We start from the raw sequence: 20,695 nt of genomic DNA on the forward strand, positions 1-20,695 counted from the left end.
CGCTAACGAATGGCTGCGAAGAATAAACTGCTGACGGTCCTGTCAGACGCTGAGCAGGAAGCACTCTACGGGCTACCCGACTTCGATGATGGACAGCAGCTAAAATACCTCTCGCTGTCTGAAGCGGAACTGGCACTCGCTATGAGTCGTTCTGGATTCCATGCCCAAGTCTACTGCATTCTGCAAATCAGCTACTTCAAGGCCAAGCACGCGTTCTTCCGTTTCGCATGGACTACTGACGTAGGTAGCGATGTCGCTTTTGTGCTGAACCGTTACTTTAACGGTAAGGCGTTTGAGCCCTGGCGATAACTGACTACGAGCACTACACGCAGCGTCGGCTGATCACCAAACTGTTCGGCTACCGACCGTGGTCAATGGGGTTCCTGCAGCAGCTTGCCCAACAGGCCGCACAAATCGCTCGACGCGATGTGACACCCGGTTTCGTGGCCTCTGAACTGATTGTCTGGCTCCAGGAACATAAAATTGTCCGGCCGGGCTACACCACACTGCAAGAGCTGATCAGCGAAGCGCTGTCGTTGGAACGGCAGCGTCTGGGGGATCTACTGGAGGAGGTGCTAAGCGAAGCCGACAAGGCAGCACTTGCCGAGCTGATCGCACGCGACGATGTTCTTTCTGGCCTCGCGGTACTGCGCCAGGACGCCAAGGATTTTCGGTGGAGGCAGATGGCCCGTGAGCGCGAGAAGCGTGCCACTCTAGCCCCCTTGCATCGAATAGCCAAAAGACTGCTGCCGCAGTTCGACATTTCGAAACAAAACCGGCTCTATTACGCCAGCCTGGCGAATTTCTACACCGTCTACGACTTGCGTCGGCTACGGCCCGATCAGACCCACCTTTACTTGCTGTGTTACGCCTGGTTGCGCTATCGGCAGCTCACCGACAACCTGGTTGATGCACTGGCCTACCACATGAAGCAGTTCGAGGACGAAACCAGCGCGGCGGCTAAAAAATCCTTCGAAACAGAACAACTTCGCAGGCAGCAGGAAACGCCAAAAGTCGGACGTTTACTTTCGCTTTATGTCGATGACAGCGTGGAGGATCCCACGCCGTTCGGCGAGGTACGGCAACGCGCCTATAGAATCATGCCCAAGAGCACGCTGCAAAGCACTGCGCAGCGTATGAGTATAAAGCCAGTAAACAAGCTGGCAAGACACTGGCTGGCCATCGATAGCGTTGCCGACCGAATGCGGCGACAGCTGCGTCCTTTGTTTGGTGCGCTCGATTTCTCCAGTATCAAAACGGACAATCCGTGGCTCGCGGCGCTCGCCTGGGCCAAGGGTGTGTTCGCCAGGCAGCAGCGCCTGGCGCAGCGGCCGCTGACGGAATGCCCGGTAGCGACACTGCCCAAACGGCTGCGGCCGTACCTGCTGACGTTCGATAGTGATGGTAATGCGACCGGACTGCACGCAGATCGCTACGAATTCTGGCTGTACCGACAGATCAGAAAGCGCTTCAAGTCCGGAGGAATCTATCTGGACGACAGTCTGCAACACCGCTATTTGATGGACGAGCTGGTTTCACTGGAGGAGAAAGCCGACATACTGGCGCAGATGGACATACCCTTTCTGCGTCAACCGATTGAGGTCCAACTCGATAGACTGAAAGCTGAGCTGCACACGCAATGGCTCGCCTTCAACCGCGAACTAAAACAGGGCAAGCTGACGCATCTGGAATATGACAAGGACACACAGGTGCTGATCTGGCGCAAGCCCAAGGCCGACAAGCAGCCCGTGCGCGAAAAGAGCTTCTACGAACAACTGCCGTTCTGCGATATCGCCGACGTGTTCCGCTTTGTCAACAGCCAGTGCCAGTTCCTAGCCCCGCTGACGCCGTTGCAGCCACGCTACGCGAAAAAAGTAGCCGATGCCGATAGCCTGATGGCGGTCATCATGGCCCAGGCCATGAACCACGGCAACCTGGTAATGGCCAAGACGAGCGACATTCCCTACCATGTGCTAGAGACAACCTACCAGCAGTATCTACGTCAGGCATCGCTACAAGCCGCCAACGATTGCATCAGCAACGGCATCAGTGCGCTGCCAATCTTCCCGCATTATTCGTTTGACCTCGACGTGCTGTACGGCGCAGTCGATGGTCAGAAATTTAGCGTCGAACGGCCCACCATCAAGGCGCGTTACTCGCGCAAATACTTTGGCCGTGGCAAGGGCGTGGTTGCCTACACGCTGCTGTGCAACCACGTGCCGCTTAATGGCGACCTGATGGGGGCTCACGATTACGAAGGCCACCATGTGTTCGACATCTGGTACCGCAATACGTCAGATATCGTGCCGACGGCAATCACTGGAGACATGCACAGCGTCAACAAGGTTAACTTCGCCATCCTACATTGGTTTGGCTCGCGTTTCGAACCGCGATTCACCAACCTCGGCAATCAGTTGAAGGAGCTGTACTGCGCAGACGATCTGTCACTCTATGATAAATGCCTGATCCGGCCGGTCGGTCAGATCGACCGGCAACTCATCATCAGCGAAAAGTCCAATATCGATCAGATTGTTGCCACCCTGGGTCTGAAGGAAATGACGCAAGGAGTACTGATTCGCAAACTCTGCACCTACACCGCGCCAAACCCAACGCGGCGCGCGATCTTCGAGTTCGACAAACTGATACGCAGCATCTATACGCTGCGCTATCTACGCGATCCGCAACTTGAACGAAACGTGCACCGCTCGCAGAACCGTATCGAGTCCTATCACCAGCTACGCTCGGCCATCGCCCAGGTTGGGGGCAAGAAAGAGTTGACCGGGCGCACCGACATCGAGATAGAAATCAGCAACCAGTGCGCGCGTCTGATTGGTAACGCGATCATCTATTACAACTCGGCGATCCTGTCCCGGCTGTTGACCAAGTACGAGGCGAGCGATAACACCAAGGCACTGGGATGGCTCGCTCAAATATCGCCGGTAGCCTGGCGACACATCCTACTCAACGGGCACTACACCTTTAACAGCGAAGGGAAGCTTATTGACCTCGATATAATGATTGAAGGAATGGATCTGGGATGACGAAGCTTTCTGGGGGCCGTCATTCAGTCCAACAAAAAAATCTGGGGTTTGGGCGTACAACCCCGATTTGGTGGGCCAGCGTTGCATTGGAGCGAAGCATGACTACACGGACCGATCACCCCGATACGTCAGGCGGCGATTTTTGGTTGCCCCCTAACATTTCTGTTACCCGCCAGCCCTTGCCTGAAGGGATGGTGTACGCCTTTCGTGACATCGATATGGGTGAGTTGGGCAGGTTGGTGATCGAATCCACGGTTGACGGTGAAACGCGAATCTCCAGTGAAGTCGCGGGCGATCCGCAAGACCCCATGACAGCGCAGCGTCTCAAGGTGTTTGAACCTATCAGCGAGGCATTGACCCATCGTCTGGAAACGACACTGGGTCGTGGACGTCTTACAGCCCTCCCCGTCCGGTTATCTGAGCCACGTGGGCAGGTCCCGGTTGAGGAGGTCTATTGTGAAGTATGCAATCACCTGGTGGCTTTGGTTGTATTTGCCGATGAGGCCAATGACCTTGGCCAGCTGGAAGATTGTGCACGCATGATGTACATGCACTATGCCTGGCATAACGTGCCGACCTGGCTTATCGGTCCGCAATACTGCGGTGGCCCGATACCTCAGCGACGCGCCAATGTTCTCCAGGTGTGGCCGCAACACGGCCCACTGGAGAGCCTGCGACCAGAAGAATTCAATCCGCGCATTGAGGCGTTGGCCACGCAACATTGCAAATAGGGGGTGTAAGCCGGAATTCCCGAAATTTCCATTCAGGTGAAGTATTGAGTATGACAAACTAGGTGGGCCTACTGCCTAGAGCTGGAAGAGCGAACCATCAGCATTTCTGGGCAGGAAATATCCCTTAATGCAGGACATATCTCTTATGCAAATCTGCACATGCGTTTGCTTGCGAAAAGAAGTGCCTGGGTATAGATCCGGCCCTTCCAGAAAGGGAGACCGGATTGATGCGTAATCCGGTAGCCCTACCGCAACGCGAGCCTGGTGCAATGTCTGGAACACAGCGCAATCTAGTTTACGTTTGAGATTGTCCTGATCGCCATTAAAACCAGGGGTGTTGAGTGGTATGTCCTCGGACGTAGCAACAAGGATGTCGTAAGCAGCTCGAAGCTCATCAAGAGCGCCTTCGTCCGTCAGATTTAGACATAAACCTAAGTCGATCACAGCGCCAATGACAAATGGCCGCTTGATCGCACCTTTGCCACGGCCGGAGTGTTTTTTGATGTGTTGGGCATAGCTCAAAGCACGCTCTGGACTGTTTCCCAGAAATATGCGCCTTCACCCAACCAGTCATAATCGTTGACACTCTGAGCAACATGCTCACCAGCGAGCACAGCTTCCCCGATTTTTCGATCGCAACCGTGAAAACCGAGAACAAATGAGGGAAGCTGTTGATACATCAGCGATAGGCGGCCTTCAGCTGGCCGTTTGTGTTATATACGCCTGTTTTAAGGCGGAAAGCCTTAGCTTCAGCAGGATCGCCAGCAAGAATCTGAGCCAGCTGGCGAAAGCGCTCCGCAGCTTCAATATGCGGGTTTTCAGTCTTGCTGGTTTTTTTGGCTTTTGCAGTCATGTCGACCTCCCAGAGGGATCGGCTGGATGTACGCTCATTTTATAGACAATCGAAAGGTTTGTCAGTTGACATTTAGTGATGACCCACTGCAATAGTCATGCGGTTGGTATTGCCCCATCGGATTTGTTCGCTGCTTCGGCAGCAGCACCTTCATGCCCTTGCGACCAGGCGTATGCCGAGGCTTATCCAACCATTGCTTCCCAATCCGTTTTCGGTTTCGGGTCGACCGGTCCGGCCTTTCCAAGGACATATACGGATCCGACGCGTTCACGCTGTGTGATAGCTAACAACTTCCACCCTTCCTGTTGGATTCGCTGATTGGCTTCTTCAACGCCCAGTGCTTCCACCAGTTGAAACGCTTCATGCAGCTGCATTAATAATCCCCCATATACTCACTTGCGGTTTTCGGCGCGCCCTCACCCCAAGTATCCGATCTTAACCTTAGCTTGGTTCTGTGCCCACACACGTTTTACCTGGCTGACACTGACCCCCGCCAGCCGCGCAGTTTCCGCAATGCTACACCCGCCGCCTTTAAGGGCAATGATCTGTTCATGCACTTTAGCATTCGGCTTACGTCCTCTGTATCTACCAGCGCTCCTGGCCAAGTCGATGCCTTGCCGCTGTCGCTCTCGCCGGTCCTCGAAGTCGTCACGCGCTATTTGCAGTGCAACACGCAACAGCATGTCTTGTACACCTTGCAACACCACCTTGGCGACGCCACTGGATGCCTCGGCCAATTCCGATAAATCGACGATGCCGGGCACCGCCAAGCGTGCGCCCTTAGCCTTGATCGCGTCCACAAGCCTTTCTGCTTCGATCAAGGGAAGACGGCTGATTCGGTCGATCTTCTCTGCGATGACGACTTCACCTGGTTGCAGGTCCTCGATCATGCGCAACAGCTCGGGACGGTCGGATCGAGCGCCCGATGCTTTTTCGCGATAGACCGCAGCTACGTAGTAGGGGAGCCTACAGAATTCGGAAAAAATCGTACTACAAGGGCTTCCCCATTGAGCACAAGCCCAATAGTTTCTGTTTGACTCCGCTGCATATGCCGGATCGACGTAAGAAGGTGAAGGACTGCGGTACTACAAACGGTCATCTTGAGCTGATCGCTCGGACCCTGATGAAAGACGCACGTGAGGGCCTCGTTCGCTAGGGTCTGTTCCCGTTTCGACGTAACCCATTGATCTCTATGAGAACAGGCCCGTATTGTTGGAGTTCTCACACAACACCAATACGAGCCTGCAATGCCCCGATTAATGCTCAGTGATGAGCACTGGCCGAAGCTTCGAGAAATTTTGCTGCACGAATCGATCTACAACAAGCGAGATTTGCGCACCACGGTTGAAGGCATGCTGTACCGCATGCGTGTGGGTTGCCCTTGGCGAGACCTGCCGAAAGCGTTTGGAAACTGGAGCAAGGTCTACAAGCGGTTCAATGCCTGGTCTGCTTCAGGCAAGTGGGTCAAGGTGCTTGAGGTGCTGATGACCGATCCTGACATGGAGTGGGTTTTCATTGATGGCAGTTATGTAAAGGCTCATCAGCACAGTGCAGGTGCTGCCAGCACGCAGGACCAGGCCATCGGAAAAAGCCGAGCCGGTAACACCAGCAAGATTCACCTGGCTGTAGACGCTTGTGGGCTGCCCATTGCATTTGACGTGACCGGAGGCCAGACCAATGATTGTTCGCAGGCGGCCTCGTTGATTGCCAAGATGCCCAATGCAGAAGTGATCATTGCGGACAAGGGCTACGACACTGAAGCGATACGCGCTCAGGTCGAGCAGCAAGGCAGCAAAGTGGTGATTCCACGAAAGCGCAATTCTCTGAAAGGGAACGCAGATCTGGACAAAGGGTTATATCGCAATCGACATCTCGTAGAAAACGCCTTTGCCCGGTTGAAGCATTTCCGGGCGGCGGCTTCTCGGTTCGACAAACTCAAGAGAAACTATGAAAGCGTCATAGCAATGGCCTGCGCTTTTCTGTGGCTGCCAATGTGAAACGGGAACAGACCCTAACCGGGACTGAATTTCCCATACGATTTTTCAGGTATCCCCCACGCAGGTCCAACCCGCTTCACATCAACGACGGCAGTGCACATTGATCCTTTTATCCGCTCATGATCCTCGCCCTAACGCCTTACAAGGTGATCAGTCATGACCTCTGGTGTTTACGCGCCCGTTGGTTCTGCCTGTTCAGGCTTGAACGTGTCGCCGTAATGCAGAACGGCCCAGGCCATCCTCGCATTCTTGGCGGCAATCGCCACGGCCGCACGCCAGTAACCCCGTCGCTCCATGAGGTTGCGGATCCAGCGACTGAGAGGGTCTTGCTTATCGCCCAGGTTGGCCATGACAGATCGAGCTCCAAGCACCAGTAGACTGCGTAAATAGGCATCCCCGGCTTTGGTGATACTCCCCAGGCGCTGCTTGCCGCCGCTACTGTATTGGCCTGGCGTCAAACCGAGCCAGGCAGCCACTTGGCGTCCGTTTCTGAAGTCGTGCCCATCTCCAATACTGGCCACTAAAGCACTTGCAGTGGTCGAGCCAACCCCACGCAATTGCAGCAGCCTACGGCTACGATCATCTTCGCGAGCGATCTGATTGATGGCTCGATCAAGTTCCACCAGCCGATCCTCGATATGGCTGGTGTGCTCCAACAGTTCACTCATGCACCGTCTTGCCCAGCCAGGCAAGGTGTCCAGACAGGGACCAATCTCTTTTCTCAATCGCTCTGGGCTTTGTGGCAGGACCACGCCGAATTCAGAAAGTAATCCGCGCAGTCGGTTGTACGTAGAGGTGCGTTCTTCGATGAATCCCTGGCGGGTTCGATGAAGGCAAAGAGTGGCCTGCTGATGCTCGTCTTTAACAGGGACAAACCGCATGCTGGGTCGGGTCACTGCCTCACAGATCGCGGCAGCATCTGCGGCATCGTTCTTGGGGGTGTAAGCCGGAACCCCGGAAAATTCCGTCGGAAAACGTCACCAGAGCGGTTTACGGCTGCTTTTGCTATCCGACACGGTTTTCCGTACATGTTTTGGCCGCTCAATCAAACAGTTTTCGGCTTGGCGACGTCGCAGCCGGAAAATAACTGTTTGGCGTCAATCCGCACCAGTACTGGCTTCTCGCCCATGACGGAAATTTCTGGGATTCCGGCTTACAACCCCTGACAGGGGGAAGGTGCGTCCGCACCTAGGCTCAGCGGTAAAATAAACTGTGTTAATGCGGATTTATAGGGATTTTCACTGCATAAGTAACGCATCAGCGTCTTCCTACGCATCGCTATGAAGGCATGACGCCTCCTTCACAGCGTCAGGTTCATGCATAGGCATTTTGAAATTCCTATGCATGAACGATCAATCATAAGGATTTTCTCCATTTATCTCTGAGTGAGTTTACACCCGAGCAACTAACGAAGGAATTTTCGGCGGTTCCGGCGTGCAACCCCTTCTATGAGACGCCGCCCTTGTTGATCGCATCGTTCAGCACTTTAGCCGAGACGAACTTGACGACTTTCTTGGCAGCGATTTCGATGGCGGCACCAGTCGAAGGGTTGCGGCCAGTGCGTGCTGGACGCTCTGCCACTTTCAATTTGCCGATGCCCGGTAGAGTGATTTCTGCACCGCTTTCCAGTTGGTCGGCAACGATCTGTCCCAATTGCTCAAGAGCCTTACGCGCTGTGGTTTTTGGCGCATCGATAGCTTCTGCAATACCGGCAACCAATTGGTCTTTCGTCAGAGCCATGGTGGTGTTCCTTCCAGATCAAATTCATTTGGATTGCAGAGTAAGGGGTCGGCTTGGGGCCCGCAAGAGCCACGCCCTTCAGTAGCAGCCCTAATTTATCGCGGATGTTGATGTGCCACACCGTTGTCAACGCAGACCAACTGCGCAAAACGCATGCCTTCATTGAAGGCAAAGAGCGATTTGCCATGCGCATAATTATTTGAGCAGCCTGCGCGCACACGCGCCCGGTTGAGGACTGGGGCGGCTTGCCGTTCCAGGCCGATTTATCCGGGTCTTAGCGCCCGCAGGGTGGCCGCAGGCCAGGGCAGGGCAGTTTCATCGCCCTGGGCCGCTTAGACAGGCTGTTTCACTGACGTATAGGCGCAGACATACGCGCCGTGCCGAAGGCACGACTTGCGCGTGCATTACTGCTTTATGAGGTGGGTTTCCACCGCGTAAATCCCTGTTTTTCCTGAAAGGGGAAACTGAAGGGGGGATAAAATTTCATTTATTTCAAACCCGCCAGTGCGCCACCTCCGGCGTGGCCAAAAAGAGCTATTGGCACAGCCAAAAAACGGCACAACCAGCGCCGTCGAGCGGTCATTGTGGTGCCTGGCCATAGGGTCACCCACCTCCCTTAAAACGCAGGCGTGACAATGCCTCCGCGTGAGCGGATGCAGTTTTCGGACAAAGTGGGGGCCTGTTAGGCTTTTTTGCTCCTCGACGCCAGGAGCCTATCCAGCGCACTGGACACGGTGTTGCTCACTGGCGGCGATGTGCTGGAGTCCGCGACATCTTGCGTATCCGGTACGCCCGCCTCCCGATTTTCCTTGGCCTGCCAGCGCTGACGCGACGTTTCACGGCGCTGGAGTTCCAGAGAGTGCTTTTCCATGTCCGCCAAGCGCTGTTGCCCTATGTCGCGCAGCTGAGCATCGCGACGCTTCCTGGCCGACTTCTGCACGCGTTCATGAACATAGGCCAAGCCAAGGTCTTTCCAGAAAAGCTTGGTGAAGCGGATCAGGACGCGGGTGCGCACCAGATGCAGACCGTTATCGTCCTTCTCGTCCAGGCGAATGCGCTCGATACGGCGGTACACATACCCCGCATCATCCAGGGTTTTCATCAGGCGACACAGCGCCGGTGCCGAGATACCGGCATCCTCGGCAATGCCACACTGAGTGTTCAGCACATAACGGCCATTGTCGGGGTCGATGTAGCCCAGCACGCTGGTGGCCAGGTCCAGGCGCACCAGCAGCTGCTCGGCCACGCGCTCGATGGCCAGAAACTTCTCTCGCCGGGTACGCCGATCTCCGTGAACGCCATCCAGGCGGCGCAGGTATTGGCCCCGGTAGCTGTCCATGTTGCTCAGGCGCTCATAGGCCGAGCGGATCAGGGGATTTTTAAGCTGTTGTTCAGAGAGGTGACGGGGAGCCGCGTAACGGGCAGGCTTTGCCCGACCGGGGCGACGTAAAGCAGAGTGAGGGTCAGAAGGGGAGAGCCTGACGGCCTTGAGGTGCCTCATGCTTCACCGCCTTGGCCATGAAGGCCATGCGCTACGGTAAACCGTGTCAGGTTTTGGTGATGCTGGGGGTACAGGTCTGCCTTTAGAAGGGGCACAGCCTGCTGAAGAATCTTTTCCATAAGTCCACCGTTCAGCGGTGAACTGAAGGCTTCACTTTTGACGGCTTGCACAAAGCCTCAGTGAACGCCATAATCAGCTCACGTTATGTGTGTTGAACAGGTACTCCGCAAGCAAACGGCCTGTTCAAGATTTTCCAAAAAGCCCCGCCGGCAAGCGGGGCTTTTTGGTTTCTGCAATTTGTGAATCTACATCGTCGCTTTCCTGCAAATAAAACTGTGCCGGATAGTAGCATGGGAGACTCGCTTTTCGCGTTACAAAATCCGTTGCTTTCAATAAGCTAGGCCACCCATCAGCACGGGGTGGGGCGCAGCTGGCCCAGGACGCGCAGGATTTCGTTTTCAAAGGCCACTTTTGATTCGAGGTCGGCTAGTCTCTTATGGCCCTCTGCAACGCACCTCAGCAAGCCGGGTAGGTGACCGTACTGGGGCGGCTCATGGCCGTTCGTGACCAGGTAGCTTTTGTGGTACTGCGCGGCGATGTAACCCTGGGTCTCCAACGAGCGCAGCGCTTCACGCACAGGCATACGGCTGACCTGGAAGGCATTGGCGATGGCTTGCTGCGCAAGCCGTTCACCTGGTTCAAGTCGTCCGTCCATGATGGCTTCGCGAAGCGCTTCTTCTATCGTCGCGCGGGGCAGCGCTACAGGCTGTGCAATGCCGAGGGCAATGGTTTCAAGCACGTGCTGCGCGTGCAGCTTTTGCGTTCTGCGGATACTCATTTACTTCTCCTTTTTGCGCATGCGAACAGAACCCTGCGCCAGTGCGCCGGACTCGGCGCTGCACAGGGTTGAGGGGTGATTTCTTGGGTGCCACCTCCAGGCAAGGAGGTGGTTTATCCAAACGGCTCAGTCCATGCTCATGCCGTCTTCTTCATCCGGGGATGACAGCTCCGGTGTGCCGGCGGCTGCGGCCTGCCCCTTGGGCGTGGTCTCGGCCACTTCCCGTTCAGGCGCGACCGGCTGCGCTGACCATTCGCGGCGGTTGACCGTTTTGTCCGTGACAGTGCCGTCCTCTTCGATGACCTGCACCACGACAGGCTGAGTGCCCAGGTCTTGCAACCGTACCTGGTCGCCTTGCTTCAGATTCGAATCGTTCATGGCCTCTTCCAGCCCTACGCCCCACACCGTGCGGGGCTTACCGCCCTCGGGCTTGAGCGTCACGAAGTAGCTCATCTGGTTGTCATCATTGTGCTGATACGGTGCTTCCCCATGCTCGATCAGCGTGCCCTCGATGGCTTTGCTCCTGGACGGGGCTGTCTGGCCCGTTGCTGGTTGGGGTCGCCTCAGAAAACGGATTTTAAAGTACGCTAGGGTCTGTTCCCGTTTCACATTGGCAGCCACAGAAAAGCGCAGGCCATTGCTATGACGCTTTCATAGTTTCTCTTGAGTTTGTCGAACCGAGAAGCCGCCGCCCGGAAATGCTTCAACCGGGCAAAGGCGTTTTCTACGAGATGTCGATTGCGATATAACCCTTTGTCCAGATCTGCGTTCCCTTTCAGAGAATTGCGCTTTCGTGGAATCACCACTTTGCTGCCTTGCTGCTCGACCTGAGCGCGTATCGCTTCAGTGTCGTAGCCCTTGTCCGCAATGATCACTTCTGCATTGGGCATCTTGGCAATCAACGAGGCCGCCTGCGAACAATCATTGGTCTGGCCTCCGGTCACGTCAAATGCAATGGGCAGCCCACAAGCGTCTACAGCCAGGTGAATCTTGCTGGTGTTACCGGCTCGGCTTTTTCCGATGGCCTGGTCCTGCGTGCTGGCAGCACCTGCACTGTGCTGATGAGCCTTTACATAGCTGCCATCAATGAAAACCCACTCCATGTCAGGATCGGTCATCAGCACCTCAAGCACCTTGACCCACTTGCCTGAAGCAGACCAGGCATTGAACCGCTTGTAGACCTTGCTCCAGTTTCCAAACGCTTTCGGCAGGTCTCGCCAAGGGCAACCCACACGCATGCGGTACAGCATGCCTTCAACCGTGGTGCGCAAATCTCGCTTGTTGTAGATCGATTCGTGCAGCAAAATTTCTCGAAGCTTCGGCCAGTGCTCATCACTGAGCATTAATCGGGGCATTGCAGGCTCGTATTGGTGTTGTGTGAGAACTCCAACAATACGGGCCTGTTCTCATAGAGATCAATGGGTTACGTCGAAACGGGAACAGACCCTAAGCGATTTCAGTCGTCGTAATGGCCGGAATCTTCCTCCACCCACCTTGACGGTGCTGCGTCACAGGTAATCACCAGTTAGGTTGATGTGCTCCCAGCCCAGCGGCGACAGGTACTGCAGCAGCGATTCATCGACAGCGGTGCCATGTCCGCGTAATGCGTTTGCGGACCGCTCCAGGTAAACCGTGTTCCACAGCACTATTGCAGCAGTCACCAAGTTGAGGCCGCTGGCACGGTAGCGTTGCTGTTCGAAGCTACGGTCTCGGATTTCGCCCAGCCGGTTAAAGAAGACAGCCCTGGCCAGCGCATTGCGCGCTTCGCCCTTGTTCAGTCCTGCAATCATGCTAGCTATGTCGTCATTTGGCCGGGTCAGTTCCCCCCAAGCAAGTTCCCTAATCTATGCCATAGCCGCTGAAGCAACATTAATCTGCGCGCAGAGCTTTCACTGATGGAGAAATCCAGCTTTAGCGGCAACAGCGCGGGGAAATTCTGACCATTACGACGAGTGAAATCGCTTAGCGTACTTTAAAATCCGTTTTCTGAGGCGACCCCTTCTTCGACAAGTGGATGTGCCAGTGCTGGCCACCAGCGGTCAGTATCAAACGGCGCCAGTCGCTTTCACAGTGGATGTGGGCCAGCTGCGGCGGCATCGTCAGTTGCGAAAGCGGCTGTCCCAGCAGGTAATCGCGCACCAGCCACATCCAGCGCCGCCGCAGGGCCTCTTTGTGGAACGACAGATTTTTCCAGACGCCCTGCTCATCCAGGCCGCCCGCGGTCACCGACAGGTGGACGTGGGGATGCCAGTTGAGCCGCCGGCCATAGGTGTGCAGCGCACCGAAAATCCCGACGCGCAAACCGCGCCGCTTGGCGGTGTAGATCAGGTTATCGGCCGCCAGACGAAACAGCGCATCGAGCAGCCAGCGGTTGTAGAAGAACAGGGACCACAGCGTGTCGGGCAGCGTGAACACCAGATGCTGCCAGGGGCAGTCGGGCAGACGGTTGTTTTGCACGGCGATCCACTGGTCGGTGGCCTTTTTGCCGCAGGAAGGACAGGCCCGGCAATGGCAGGTGTTGCACAGGTATTTGACGTGCGGGCAATGCTCATTGCCACAGGTGTAGTGTTTGACGCCCAGTATCGAGGTGCCGCAGGCGAGCATTTTGCTGATCGACTCCACTTCGATTTGGCGCAGACCGCCGGCTTCCAGCAAATCTGCCCAGCAGCCGTTGGCCGTGAAGAGGTTTTTGAGCGGTCGAGGTTTGTAAGCAGGCGGTGCAGAGGCCACGTCAGCAGGGCGGCTCCTCATCGTGGTGAATGACGGCGGTGATGGCGAATCCGCCTGGCCCTTCTCTCATCTAAACGCTTACGCAAGAAGCGTCGGGAAACCTGTCGTTCAGATACGTTGTCTGGCAGCAACTACAAAGATCGACATCACCGAAAGGATCGATATCGAAGGAAAAGTCGGTATCGGGCACGAAGGTAGTATGCCCGGCGCGTTGGAGACGGGTCTGCTTTGCCTTGGCTTTTGCCCGGCTCGCCCGTTTACGTTTTTTGGTCTCTGACGCCATGTGTAAGCCTGTGCTGAGGAGGGATCGACTCAATTTTGGCTATGATAACCGATTTCAAAATCCCACAATTTGCAGCCGCAGGCTGCCCAGTTCCAGTTTCGTGGACTCTGACCTCTGGCGCTTCCGAATCCTCTAAAAAACTGCACCGACACCGCCAAAGGCCCCGTCGGTGCAGCTACTCACTCGTTCACATCAGCCATTCAGTTTCGGCGGTCGATGATGTAGAGCATTTTGCCTCGCTCCGAGACCGCGTAGTCTCTGGCATCCTTGCGCAGGACCGACACGCTGCCTTGGTTTTTCTGATACGCCTCTTTGATGTCGGGGATATCGGCGATGGCTGTTTCGATTCTGACGCGTTCGTCTTCATCGACTTCAGAGGCCTGAACGAAAACGGTCACCAGTTCCTTGCGCTCTTCGGTCACTGACAGGTGAACCTGGATTTCCAGCGATCGGCCCAGTGTCTGTTTAATCGTTTGCTGAATGATGCCCAGCCCGATGAGGTTGCCCATGAAGTTGAAGCTCATGTCCTCCCGCTGGATGTCTGTCAGGTAGAGCTTGTCGCCTTTCATCGAAAGGGTTGCGGTGTCTCCTAGGCGATACCTCAGCAGCGGCGTAAAGTTTTCTCGGGTCAGCGAGGTGATGAGGATGCTGTCGCCTTCTTTTTCGATGAAATACTTGTCGGACAGAAACTCGTATTCAGTGTGGCAAGGGCTGTTGGTGAAACCGAGAATGCCGCCCTCGGAACTGCCATACACACCGACGATGGAGACTTGTTCGCCAAAGGCTTGCCTGATGATTTTCTTCTGGAAAGTTTTCAGGCTCTCGCCGGTGAAGACAACCTTCTCGATATTGATGTGCACACCGTTATGTTGCATGGCATTGATGAACTGCAAGATAGTGGATGGCACGCCGAGCAGTACGTTGAGCTTGATCGAGTTAAGCGCTTCGAAATGGCTCTTGGTCACCAGGGTGATGTCACCTACGGACACGACGTGAGCACCGCAGTTACCGGCCATCATGGTAATCGTGTTGTTCAGAGCAGAAAACAGGTTGATCGTGAACAGGTTGGCGCAGCGATCACCGGGCAGAATAAAGCCGTTGCTGCGGAAGACGTTGGAGAGGGAGCTGTCTTCATCGACTTCGCAGTCGTAGTAGTAATAACAGCGTTTGATGTTGCCGCTAGTGCCACTGGTAAAGCCGATCAGGCAGTTTCGCTCATTGCGCTCTAGACAGCGTTCAGTCTGTGCCGCGAAGCCGTCTTTGTCCATGATCGGTACGTGGGTTCTGAAGTCCTGATAAGTGAATCCTTCAAAATCGTTGTTCTGGTGGATTTTAGCGGCAGTGCTGGAAATTCTGCTCCATTCCTTTTCCATATCGTAGGCAGTCATGCGAGTCCTCTATAGTCCGTTTTTTGATTTCCTGGACATCCTGCCCACCTGACGACAGCCAAGGGTGGGCAAAACGTGGATTATGAGTTACTCCTGTGGAGGGATCGGTTCCCTATTGAATGGATCTCGATGTCCAACATCTTTTTCATGAGCAGATGCGCGAGCCAGCAGGCACAAAAGGCCACTATGGTGTTACCCAGCAACTGCCCGAGCATTACCCCGACGCTGCCAAATTTATGTGCCCCATACCACACGAACGGCATGGTTCCCAGGCTGGCGCGCAACCAGCCGAACAGTGTGACGTACGCCGGTCGCCCCATACTGAGGAAGACTGAGGTGGCAATGAATTGCAGCCCGATGAGCGTCCAGAGGGCGCCGCCCCATCGGCAGAACGCGAAGAACACGACTTGGCCTTCACCGGCGACATGAAACAAGCTGGCTAATGGCTCAGCGAGCAGAATGAGTAACAGCGAGGTCACTGAGCCGTAGCCGATCAACAATCCGTACGTCATCTTTATGGCTTGCGACACGCGAGCAGTGTTCATTGCGCCCAGGTTTTGCCCCAGTATCGGGATCAGCGCACCGGGCAAGGCGAACACGACACAAAAAGCAACCTGAATGACCCTGTCGATCACCCCGATAGTCGCCAGCGCCTGAGATCCGAACGGCGCCATCGCAGCCATTACGTAGGCCATGCCCACTGGAGTTGCCAGGTTGCCAATCACCGCTGGCAAGGCGGTTCGCCCGATATTTCTGATGTCACCTGACAGGTTCTTCAGGCTGACCCGACAGGTCAGATGGGCGACTCGGTGAACGTAGTAAAACCCCAGACAGGCCGATACCAGGCTCGATATCAGGTAGGCGATGCCGGCACCCACCAGGCCCAGATCGAACACCACAATAAGCAGCGGATCTGCGATGGCAACGGCGGCCGTCGCCGTCAGCAGGGTCCACATCGCCTGTTTGCCGAAGCCTGCACTGCGCAGGATCTGCACGCATAGCTGCTCGACAGCGACCAGCACCGAAGCCGGAAGGGTTAGCCACAGATACTCACGCGCCGCGGTAAAACTGTTGCCCTCTCCGCCCAACATGCGGATGGCTTGATCGAGAACTACTAGCTCAAGCGCAGCGCCACAAACAGTAGCCATGCTGGCAAGCAGCACACCACTACTGGCGAGGCGTCTGGCTTGATCCGGCACGCCGCTGCCCAGGCTTCTCGAAACGGTTGTCGAGACCGCCACGGCTATGCCAAGAATCATCGAAATGAGGAAGAACAGCAGGGTTTTGGCTATAGCGAACGCAGCCAACAAACTGTCGTCACGCAGCATCGCGATGTAAACCACGGTCAGCACTTCGATCAGAAAGATCGACAGCAGGCTGGTCGCACTGGTGCTGGTCATGAACACAACATGCCGCAACACCGAACCCCTGGTGAAGACTGCTTTGATAACTACCATTGATCCTTATCTTCTCACTGATCTCAGAAGAGCACGGCATTGCATCACTGAAGCTCTGTATGAAAAGTGGCTAAGCTCCGTGATAATGCGTTAAAACAAGCTCAGAACACTCATTTACAATCCGTAGAAACCGCTTCCTCGCCTTTTTTGCCTTGCATGAACCACACTCCCCGACTTTCGTACAGGGGGGTACGCCGGACAATGGCATTCGGTTAAAATGCGCTATGTTAGTTTGCTTGAAAATGAAGCAAGGCACCACCTCAATGTCCCATGAGAAAATGTCTGTGTTCATGCATAGGAATTTCAAAATGCCTATGCATGAACCTGACGCTGTGAAGGAGGCGTCATGCCTTCATAGCGATGCGTAGGAAGACGCTGATGCGTTACTTATGCAGTGAAAATCCCTATAAATCCGCATTAACACAGTTTATTTTACCGCTGAGCCTAGGTGCGGACGCACCTTCCCCCTGTCAGGGCTTCACGTACCTCATCTGCGCGATCGCCTGAGCGTTGAGGACCAGTCCCTGCACCGTCAGCCCGCTGATCGCTGCCGTGTATACCATCCGCGCGCCACACAGCACGCAGCGGAACGGATCGACGTTTAGAAAGGCTTTGGCCATCGGCGCAAAATACAGCTTTGGTACCGGTCCTGGCGTCGCCATCTTCAGTGCTTCATACACCTTCGGCAGGTATTTCCCACACACCCGATTGGCCAGAAAACCAAAATACCGGATCATCCGGAAATGCTTTTCCGGGATGTGCTGGACCACCCGGCGCAGCATGTCGGCCTGGCTCAGCGTTTCCTGCTGATAGGTCTGCGTGCGGTGATCCAGGTAGGTAAAGCTCAACGTGGCCCCGCAGGTGTAATGCGCCAGACGACTGCCCGAGATCGGCGGTTTTTTCAGGTAGCGGCCCAGGTAATTGACGGTCTTTCGGCCGTTTTCCGTCTTCTTCGACAAGTGGATGTGCCAGTGCTGGCCACCAGCGGTCAGTATCAAACGGCGCCAGTCGCTTTCACAGTGGATGTGGGCCAGCTGCGGCGGCATCGTCAGTTGCGAAAGCGGCTGTCCCAGCAGGTAATCGCGCACCAGCCACATCCAGCGCCGCCGCAGGGCCTCTTTGTGGAACGACAGATTTTTCCAGACGCCCTGCTCATCCAGGCCGCCCGCGGTCACCGACAGGTGGACGTGGGGATGCCAGTTGAGCCGCCGGCCATAGGTGTGCAGCGCACCGAAAATCCCGACGCGCAAACCGCGCCGCTTGGCGGTGTAGATCAGGTTATCGGCCGCCAGACGAAACAGCGCATCGAGCAGCCAGCGGTTGTAGAAGAACAGGGACCACAGCGTGTCGGGCAGCGTGAACACCAGATGCTGCCAGGGGCAGTCGGGCAGACGGTTGTTTTGCACGGCGATCCACTGGTCGGTGGCCTTTTTGCCGCAGGAAGGACAGGCCCGGCAATGGCAGGTGTTGCACAGGTATTTGACGTGTGGGCAATGCTCATTGCCACAGGTGTAGTGTTTGACGCCCAGTATCGAGGTGCCGCAGGCGAGCATTTTGCTGATCGACTCCACTTCGATTTGGCGCAGACCGCCGGCTTCCAGCAAATCTGCCCAGCAGCCGTTGGCCGTGAAGAGGTTTTTGAGCGGTCGAGGTTTGTAAGCAGGCGGTGCAGAGGCCACGTCAGCAGGATGGCTCCTCATCGTGGTGAATGACGGCGGTGATGGCGAATCCGCCTGGCCCTTCTCTCATCGAAACGCTTACGCAAGAAGCGTCGGGAAACCTGTCGTTCAGATACGCTGTCTGGCAGCAACTACAAAGATCGACATCGAAGGAAAAGTCGGTATCGGGCACGAAGGTAGTATGCCCGGCGCGTTGGAGACGGGTCTGCTTTGCCTTGGCTTTTGCCCGGCTCGCCCGTTTACGTTTTTTGGTCTCTGACGCCATGTGTAAGCCTGTGCTGAGGAGGTATCGACCCAATTTCGGCTATGATAACTGATTTCAAAATCCCACAATTTGTTTGGGTTGGCCAATCTGATGCTGGCCAAGCGGTATTTGCAACAGGCGGCAGGATAAATCCGTCTGAAAGGCGGGACTGGCCCGCCTTTCAGCAAAATGAGGGCAGAAATCTGCCCGAGAAACGTAAAATAAGGCCGGCAGGTTGAAAAAAACCGGCTTGAGAATGGGGACGGTGCGAACGGGTTAATTGTTCAGCGTCTCCCTAAAAATCCCGAGAGAAGACAAGTTGAAATTAGAAAAAATTAACTTTCTCCCCGAAAAAAGGCACGGAATGTTCTTATGAAGCTTTCAATTGCATGCATTGGAGCGCTCATTCTCGGAGAATTTCTGCAAGAAGTTGGCCTTCCCATTTCTGACTTTGAAAAAACATCGGCCCCAGTACTTTATGTCTGGAAAATACCACATAACATTAAATTAGATCTTGCCCAGTCATACCGTTTGTGGTTTGGGCAGTGATCATGGCGAACCATACTTTTCTAAAGGCGATAAAGATAAGATTTATCGCTCAAGCTAGTGGAGGTGGAGTTTTGGATCGTAATACTGGGCAAGGCTTATTCAAATGGCTGGCACTTACCGAAGCATTGAGTTTCGAAGATCTTGAGTTTCTCATTTTAAATAATATGCTGAGCCTGGCAGAGTTAGAATCAACTTCTGCTTCAATCTTATCGCCTCTGATTACAAGGCCTCATAGGTATATAATTCCAGGAACGAATAGAGGGTTGGTTTTGTATAAAGACGAATGTATTAGGCAGGCAGCCTTAATATCAAGCAGGAGCGATATAATCTGCTTGTATCTGTCTCCACATGCCAGCCGTGACCTGGTTTTTAGAGCAGCAAGACACTTTAATCGCTATGCCGACTTGAGTAATCGGACCTGTCTGCTTTATACTAGTAGTAATTGTTTTTCGGATTATCACATTCTAGATCAGTGCAAAGCGCAAGCGCAAGTTGAATGGAACGGTCCAGAAGAAAAGTCGAACTGTAAAAGTGGAATGCTCTTTTCTTCTGGTTGGAGGGAAGGAGTTTCCGAGCATGTTTCTTTACGGTTGGCACGGTTTGCGAGTGAATGTTGAATTTAGTTTGGCTAGAGTTTTAGATTGGGTATAATGTTGGGAGGGGGCAGCCAAGCTTGTGTTTCAAAAAACGGATAGTTTTTTTTGCAAACTCGCCTGATTAGGAGGTGCGGATGAAAATATATTTAATATGGGGTGCTACTTGTACCGGAAAGACCGAGCATTCTATTAAGTTATCAAAGAGTACTGGTTGGCCAGTCATAGTCTTGGATAGGGTTCAGTGCTGTTTCGATATTGCCACAGGTAGTGGGCGGCCGCATCCTGAAGAGCTACAATCAACGCGGCGTATATACTTAGATAATCGTCGCATTTCTGAAGGGGTTATAAGTGCAGAAGAAGCTAATGACAGGCTCAAGTTGGAAGTAAATAAACATATAGATAGTGGTGGGGTTATTCTTGAGGGGGGGTCGATTTCGTTGTTGAAGCTTATTTCTAAAGACCCATACTGGTGCGATAGATTTATATGGAGCCAGCATAGAATGAGATTGCAAGATACCGATGTATTCATGGATAAAGCCAAAGCACGCGTTAGGCGTATGCTTGTAGGCTCTACAGAAACCACGGGGTTGTTAGACGAGTTGGTTGCGGCTCAGTCAGACCTTAATGCTAAACTCGCTATACAAGATATTGACGGATATCGATATATTATGAACTATGCTCAGGCGCGTCGCCTCAGTATCACTCAACTTCTGAATGTGATGACTGGTGATATGAAAGAGGAACTCATTAATGGAATAGCATTAGAATACTATGAGCATGCTAAATGGCAAGAGCGCGATTTCCCTGCGGAGTGGCTCGCTGAACGTAGTACACGGTAAGGAGGATAAGACTGCAAAGGTTCATGCATAGGAATTTCAAAATGCCTATGCATGAAGCTGACGCTGTGAAGGAGGCGTCATGCTTTCAATCGGCATAGGGTGCAGCCATCTGGCTGCACCCCTGCCACACCACCCGGCGCAGCATGTCGGCCTGGCTGGGGAGCCTAGATGTAGCGGCTTGAAATCGAAAACAGCCGTGCTCGCAATCAGCGCAATTTTCGGCTCAGAT

General features: G+C 54.5%; 16 protein-coding genes and 5 pseudogenes. 5 read left to right on the forward strand and 16 right to left on the reverse strand.

From position 1 onward, the window contains the following. Positions 1-9 precede the first annotated feature (9 nt). Positions 10-3,041, forward strand: a pseudogene (locus tag AC4ANK_RS28995) (Tn3 family transposase). A 191-nt stretch (positions 3,042-3,232) separates the two neighbouring features. After that, a complete protein-coding gene (locus AC4ANK_RS29000; protein WP_085708086.1) occupies positions 3,233-3,772 on the forward strand; it encodes a hypothetical protein in 540 nt (179 codons plus the stop codon). A 75-nt stretch (positions 3,773-3,847) separates the two neighbouring features. Here AC4ANK_RS29000 and AC4ANK_RS29005 read toward each other — a convergent pair whose 3' ends face one another. The 4 genes and pseudogenes from AC4ANK_RS29005 to AC4ANK_RS29020 all read right to left on the reverse strand — a co-directional run. After that, the gene (locus AC4ANK_RS29005; protein ID WP_460385251.1) at positions 3,848-4,294 is read right to left on the reverse strand and encodes a hypothetical protein; all 447 of its coding nucleotides are present in this window, start codon (positions 4,292-4,294) and stop codon (positions 3,848-3,850) included. 157 nt (positions 4,295-4,451) lie between these two features. Then, positions 4,452-4,625, reverse strand: coding sequence for a hypothetical protein (locus tag AC4ANK_RS29010; RefSeq protein WP_005759896.1), 174 nt, complete (start codon positions 4,623-4,625; stop codon positions 4,452-4,454). Between the two features lie 182 nt (positions 4,626-4,807). Then, complete coding sequence (locus AC4ANK_RS29015) at positions 4,808-4,999, reverse strand: hypothetical protein (RefSeq protein ID WP_010208571.1); 192 nt, start codon at positions 4,997-4,999, stop codon at positions 4,808-4,810. 42 nt (positions 5,000-5,041) lie between these two features. Next, positions 5,042-5,584: pseudogene (locus AC4ANK_RS29020) on the reverse strand (recombinase family protein); the annotation flags it as partial. Positions 5,585-5,872: 288 nt separating this feature from the next. Here AC4ANK_RS29020 and AC4ANK_RS29025 point away from each other — a divergent pair. Further along, positions 5,873-6,622 (forward strand): IS5 family transposase, encoded by a 750-nt coding sequence (locus AC4ANK_RS29025; RefSeq protein ID WP_460382697.1) that lies wholly within the window; start codon positions 5,873-5,875, stop codon positions 6,620-6,622. 170 nt (positions 6,623-6,792) lie between these two features. Here AC4ANK_RS29025 and AC4ANK_RS29030 read toward each other — a convergent pair. The 12 genes and pseudogenes from AC4ANK_RS29030 to AC4ANK_RS29085 all read right to left on the reverse strand — a co-directional run. After that, a pseudogene (locus AC4ANK_RS29030) lies at positions 6,793-7,557 on the reverse strand (IS110-like element ISPsy16 family transposase); the annotation flags it as partial. A gap of 511 nt (positions 7,558-8,068) precedes the next feature. Continuing rightward, the gene (locus AC4ANK_RS29035; protein WP_002556165.1) at positions 8,069-8,362 is read right to left on the reverse strand and encodes an HU family DNA-binding protein; all 294 of its coding nucleotides are present in this window, start codon (positions 8,360-8,362) and stop codon (positions 8,069-8,071) included. A gap of 682 nt (positions 8,363-9,044) precedes the next feature. Then, positions 9,045-9,863, reverse strand: a complete 819-nt coding sequence (locus AC4ANK_RS29040; RefSeq protein ID WP_460385252.1) for a hypothetical protein — start codon at positions 9,861-9,863, stop codon at positions 9,045-9,047. A 409-nt stretch (positions 9,864-10,272) separates the two neighbouring features. After that, positions 10,273-10,701 carry a GntR family transcriptional regulator gene (locus tag AC4ANK_RS29045; RefSeq protein WP_460385253.1) on the reverse strand — a complete coding sequence of 143 codons (429 nt, stop codon included), beginning with the start codon at positions 10,699-10,701 and terminating at the stop codon, positions 10,273-10,275. 126 nt (positions 10,702-10,827) lie between these two features. Continuing rightward, entirely contained in the window at positions 10,828-11,154 is a 327-nt protein-coding gene (locus AC4ANK_RS29050; protein WP_460385254.1) for a hypothetical protein, read from the reverse strand. Between the two features lie 152 nt (positions 11,155-11,306). Next, positions 11,307-12,056 (reverse strand): IS5 family transposase, encoded by a 750-nt coding sequence (locus AC4ANK_RS29055; RefSeq protein WP_460382697.1) that lies wholly within the window; start codon positions 12,054-12,056, stop codon positions 11,307-11,309. A gap of 156 nt (positions 12,057-12,212) precedes the next feature. After that, positions 12,213-12,485: pseudogene (locus AC4ANK_RS29060) on the reverse strand (Tn3 family transposase); the annotation flags it as partial. Between the two features lie 214 nt (positions 12,486-12,699). Further along, positions 12,700-13,452, reverse strand: a pseudogene (locus AC4ANK_RS29065) (IS91 family transposase); the annotation flags it as partial. 462 nt (positions 13,453-13,914) lie between these two features. Continuing rightward, positions 13,915-15,102, reverse strand: a complete 1,188-nt coding sequence (iaaL, locus tag AC4ANK_RS29070; protein WP_031598440.1) for an indoleacetate--lysine synthetase — start codon at positions 15,100-15,102, stop codon at positions 13,915-13,917. Positions 15,103-15,182: 80 nt separating this feature from the next. Next, on the reverse strand, positions 15,183-16,559 hold the full coding sequence (locus AC4ANK_RS29075) for an MATE family efflux transporter (protein WP_002556044.1): 1,377 nt from the start codon (positions 16,557-16,559) through the stop codon (positions 15,183-15,185). Between the two features lie 470 nt (positions 16,560-17,029). Then, complete coding sequence (locus AC4ANK_RS29080) at positions 17,030-18,259, reverse strand: IS91 family transposase (RefSeq protein WP_460382827.1); 1,230 nt, start codon at positions 18,257-18,259, stop codon at positions 17,030-17,032. Beyond that, positions 18,240-18,503, reverse strand: a complete 264-nt coding sequence (locus AC4ANK_RS29085; RefSeq protein ID WP_460385255.1) for a hypothetical protein — start codon at positions 18,501-18,503, stop codon at positions 18,240-18,242. Before AC4ANK_RS29085 ends, AC4ANK_RS29080 begins: the two co-directional genes overlap by 20 nt. A 530-nt stretch (positions 18,504-19,033) precedes the next feature. Here AC4ANK_RS29085 and AC4ANK_RS29090 point away from each other — a divergent pair. Next, positions 19,034-19,648, forward strand: a complete 615-nt coding sequence (locus tag AC4ANK_RS29090) for a hypothetical protein (RefSeq protein WP_134937633.1) — start codon at positions 19,034-19,036, stop codon at positions 19,646-19,648. Between the two features lie 113 nt (positions 19,649-19,761). Beyond that, positions 19,762-20,466: an adenylate dimethylallyltransferase Ptz gene (gene ptz, locus AC4ANK_RS29095; RefSeq protein ID WP_031598371.1), complete on the forward strand. Its 705-nt coding sequence runs from the start codon at positions 19,762-19,764 to the stop codon at positions 20,464-20,466. The last annotated feature ends 229 nt before the right edge of the window (positions 20,467-20,695 follow it).

This window comes from Pseudomonas sp. Pmew2, from assembly GCF_058129885.1.

What these genes read in the sequence shown, in the direction of transcription:
- AC4ANK_RS29000 (WP_085708086.1), top strand. Translation starts at nt 3,233, where the DNA reads ATGGTGTACGCCTTTCGTGACATCGATATGGGTGAGTTGGGCAGGTTG.
- AC4ANK_RS29085 (WP_460385255.1), bottom strand. Translation starts at nt 18,503, where the DNA reads ATGGCGTCAGAGACCAAAAAACGTAAACGGGCGAGCCGGGCAAAAGCC.
- AC4ANK_RS29075 (WP_002556044.1), bottom strand. Translation starts at nt 16,559, where the DNA reads ATGGTAGTTATCAAAGCAGTCTTCACCAGGGGTTCGGTGTTGCGGCAT.
- AC4ANK_RS29080 (WP_460382827.1), bottom strand. Translation starts at nt 18,259, where the DNA reads ATGAGGAGCCATCCTGCTGACGTGGCCTCTGCACCGCCTGCTTACAAA.
- AC4ANK_RS29025 (WP_460382697.1), top strand. Translation starts at nt 5,873, where the DNA reads ATGCCCCGATTAATGCTCAGTGATGAGCACTGGCCGAAGCTTCGAGAA.
- AC4ANK_RS29040 (WP_460385252.1), bottom strand. Translation starts at nt 9,863, where the DNA reads ATGAGGCACCTCAAGGCCGTCAGGCTCTCCCCTTCTGACCCTCACTCT.
- AC4ANK_RS29050 (WP_460385254.1), bottom strand. Translation starts at nt 11,154, where the DNA reads ATGAGCTACTTCGTGACGCTCAAGCCCGAGGGCGGTAAGCCCCGCACG.
- iaaL (WP_031598440.1), bottom strand. Translation starts at nt 15,102, where the DNA reads ATGACTGCCTACGATATGGAAAAGGAATGGAGCAGAATTTCCAGCACT.
- AC4ANK_RS29045 (WP_460385253.1), bottom strand. Translation starts at nt 10,701, where the DNA reads ATGAGTATCCGCAGAACGCAAAAGCTGCACGCGCAGCACGTGCTTGAA.
- ptz (WP_031598371.1), top strand. Translation starts at nt 19,762, where the DNA reads ATGAAAATATATTTAATATGGGGTGCTACTTGTACCGGAAAGACCGAG.
- AC4ANK_RS29090 (WP_134937633.1), top strand. Translation starts at nt 19,034, where the DNA reads ATGGCGAACCATACTTTTCTAAAGGCGATAAAGATAAGATTTATCGCT.
- AC4ANK_RS29055 (WP_460382697.1), bottom strand. Translation starts at nt 12,056, where the DNA reads ATGCCCCGATTAATGCTCAGTGATGAGCACTGGCCGAAGCTTCGAGAA.
- AC4ANK_RS29035 (WP_002556165.1), bottom strand. Translation starts at nt 8,362, where the DNA reads ATGGCTCTGACGAAAGACCAATTGGTTGCCGGTATTGCAGAAGCTATC.
- AC4ANK_RS29010 (WP_005759896.1), bottom strand. Translation starts at nt 4,625, where the DNA reads ATGACTGCAAAAGCCAAAAAAACCAGCAAGACTGAAAACCCGCATATT.
- AC4ANK_RS29015 (WP_010208571.1), bottom strand. Translation starts at nt 4,999, where the DNA reads ATGCAGCTGCATGAAGCGTTTCAACTGGTGGAAGCACTGGGCGTTGAA.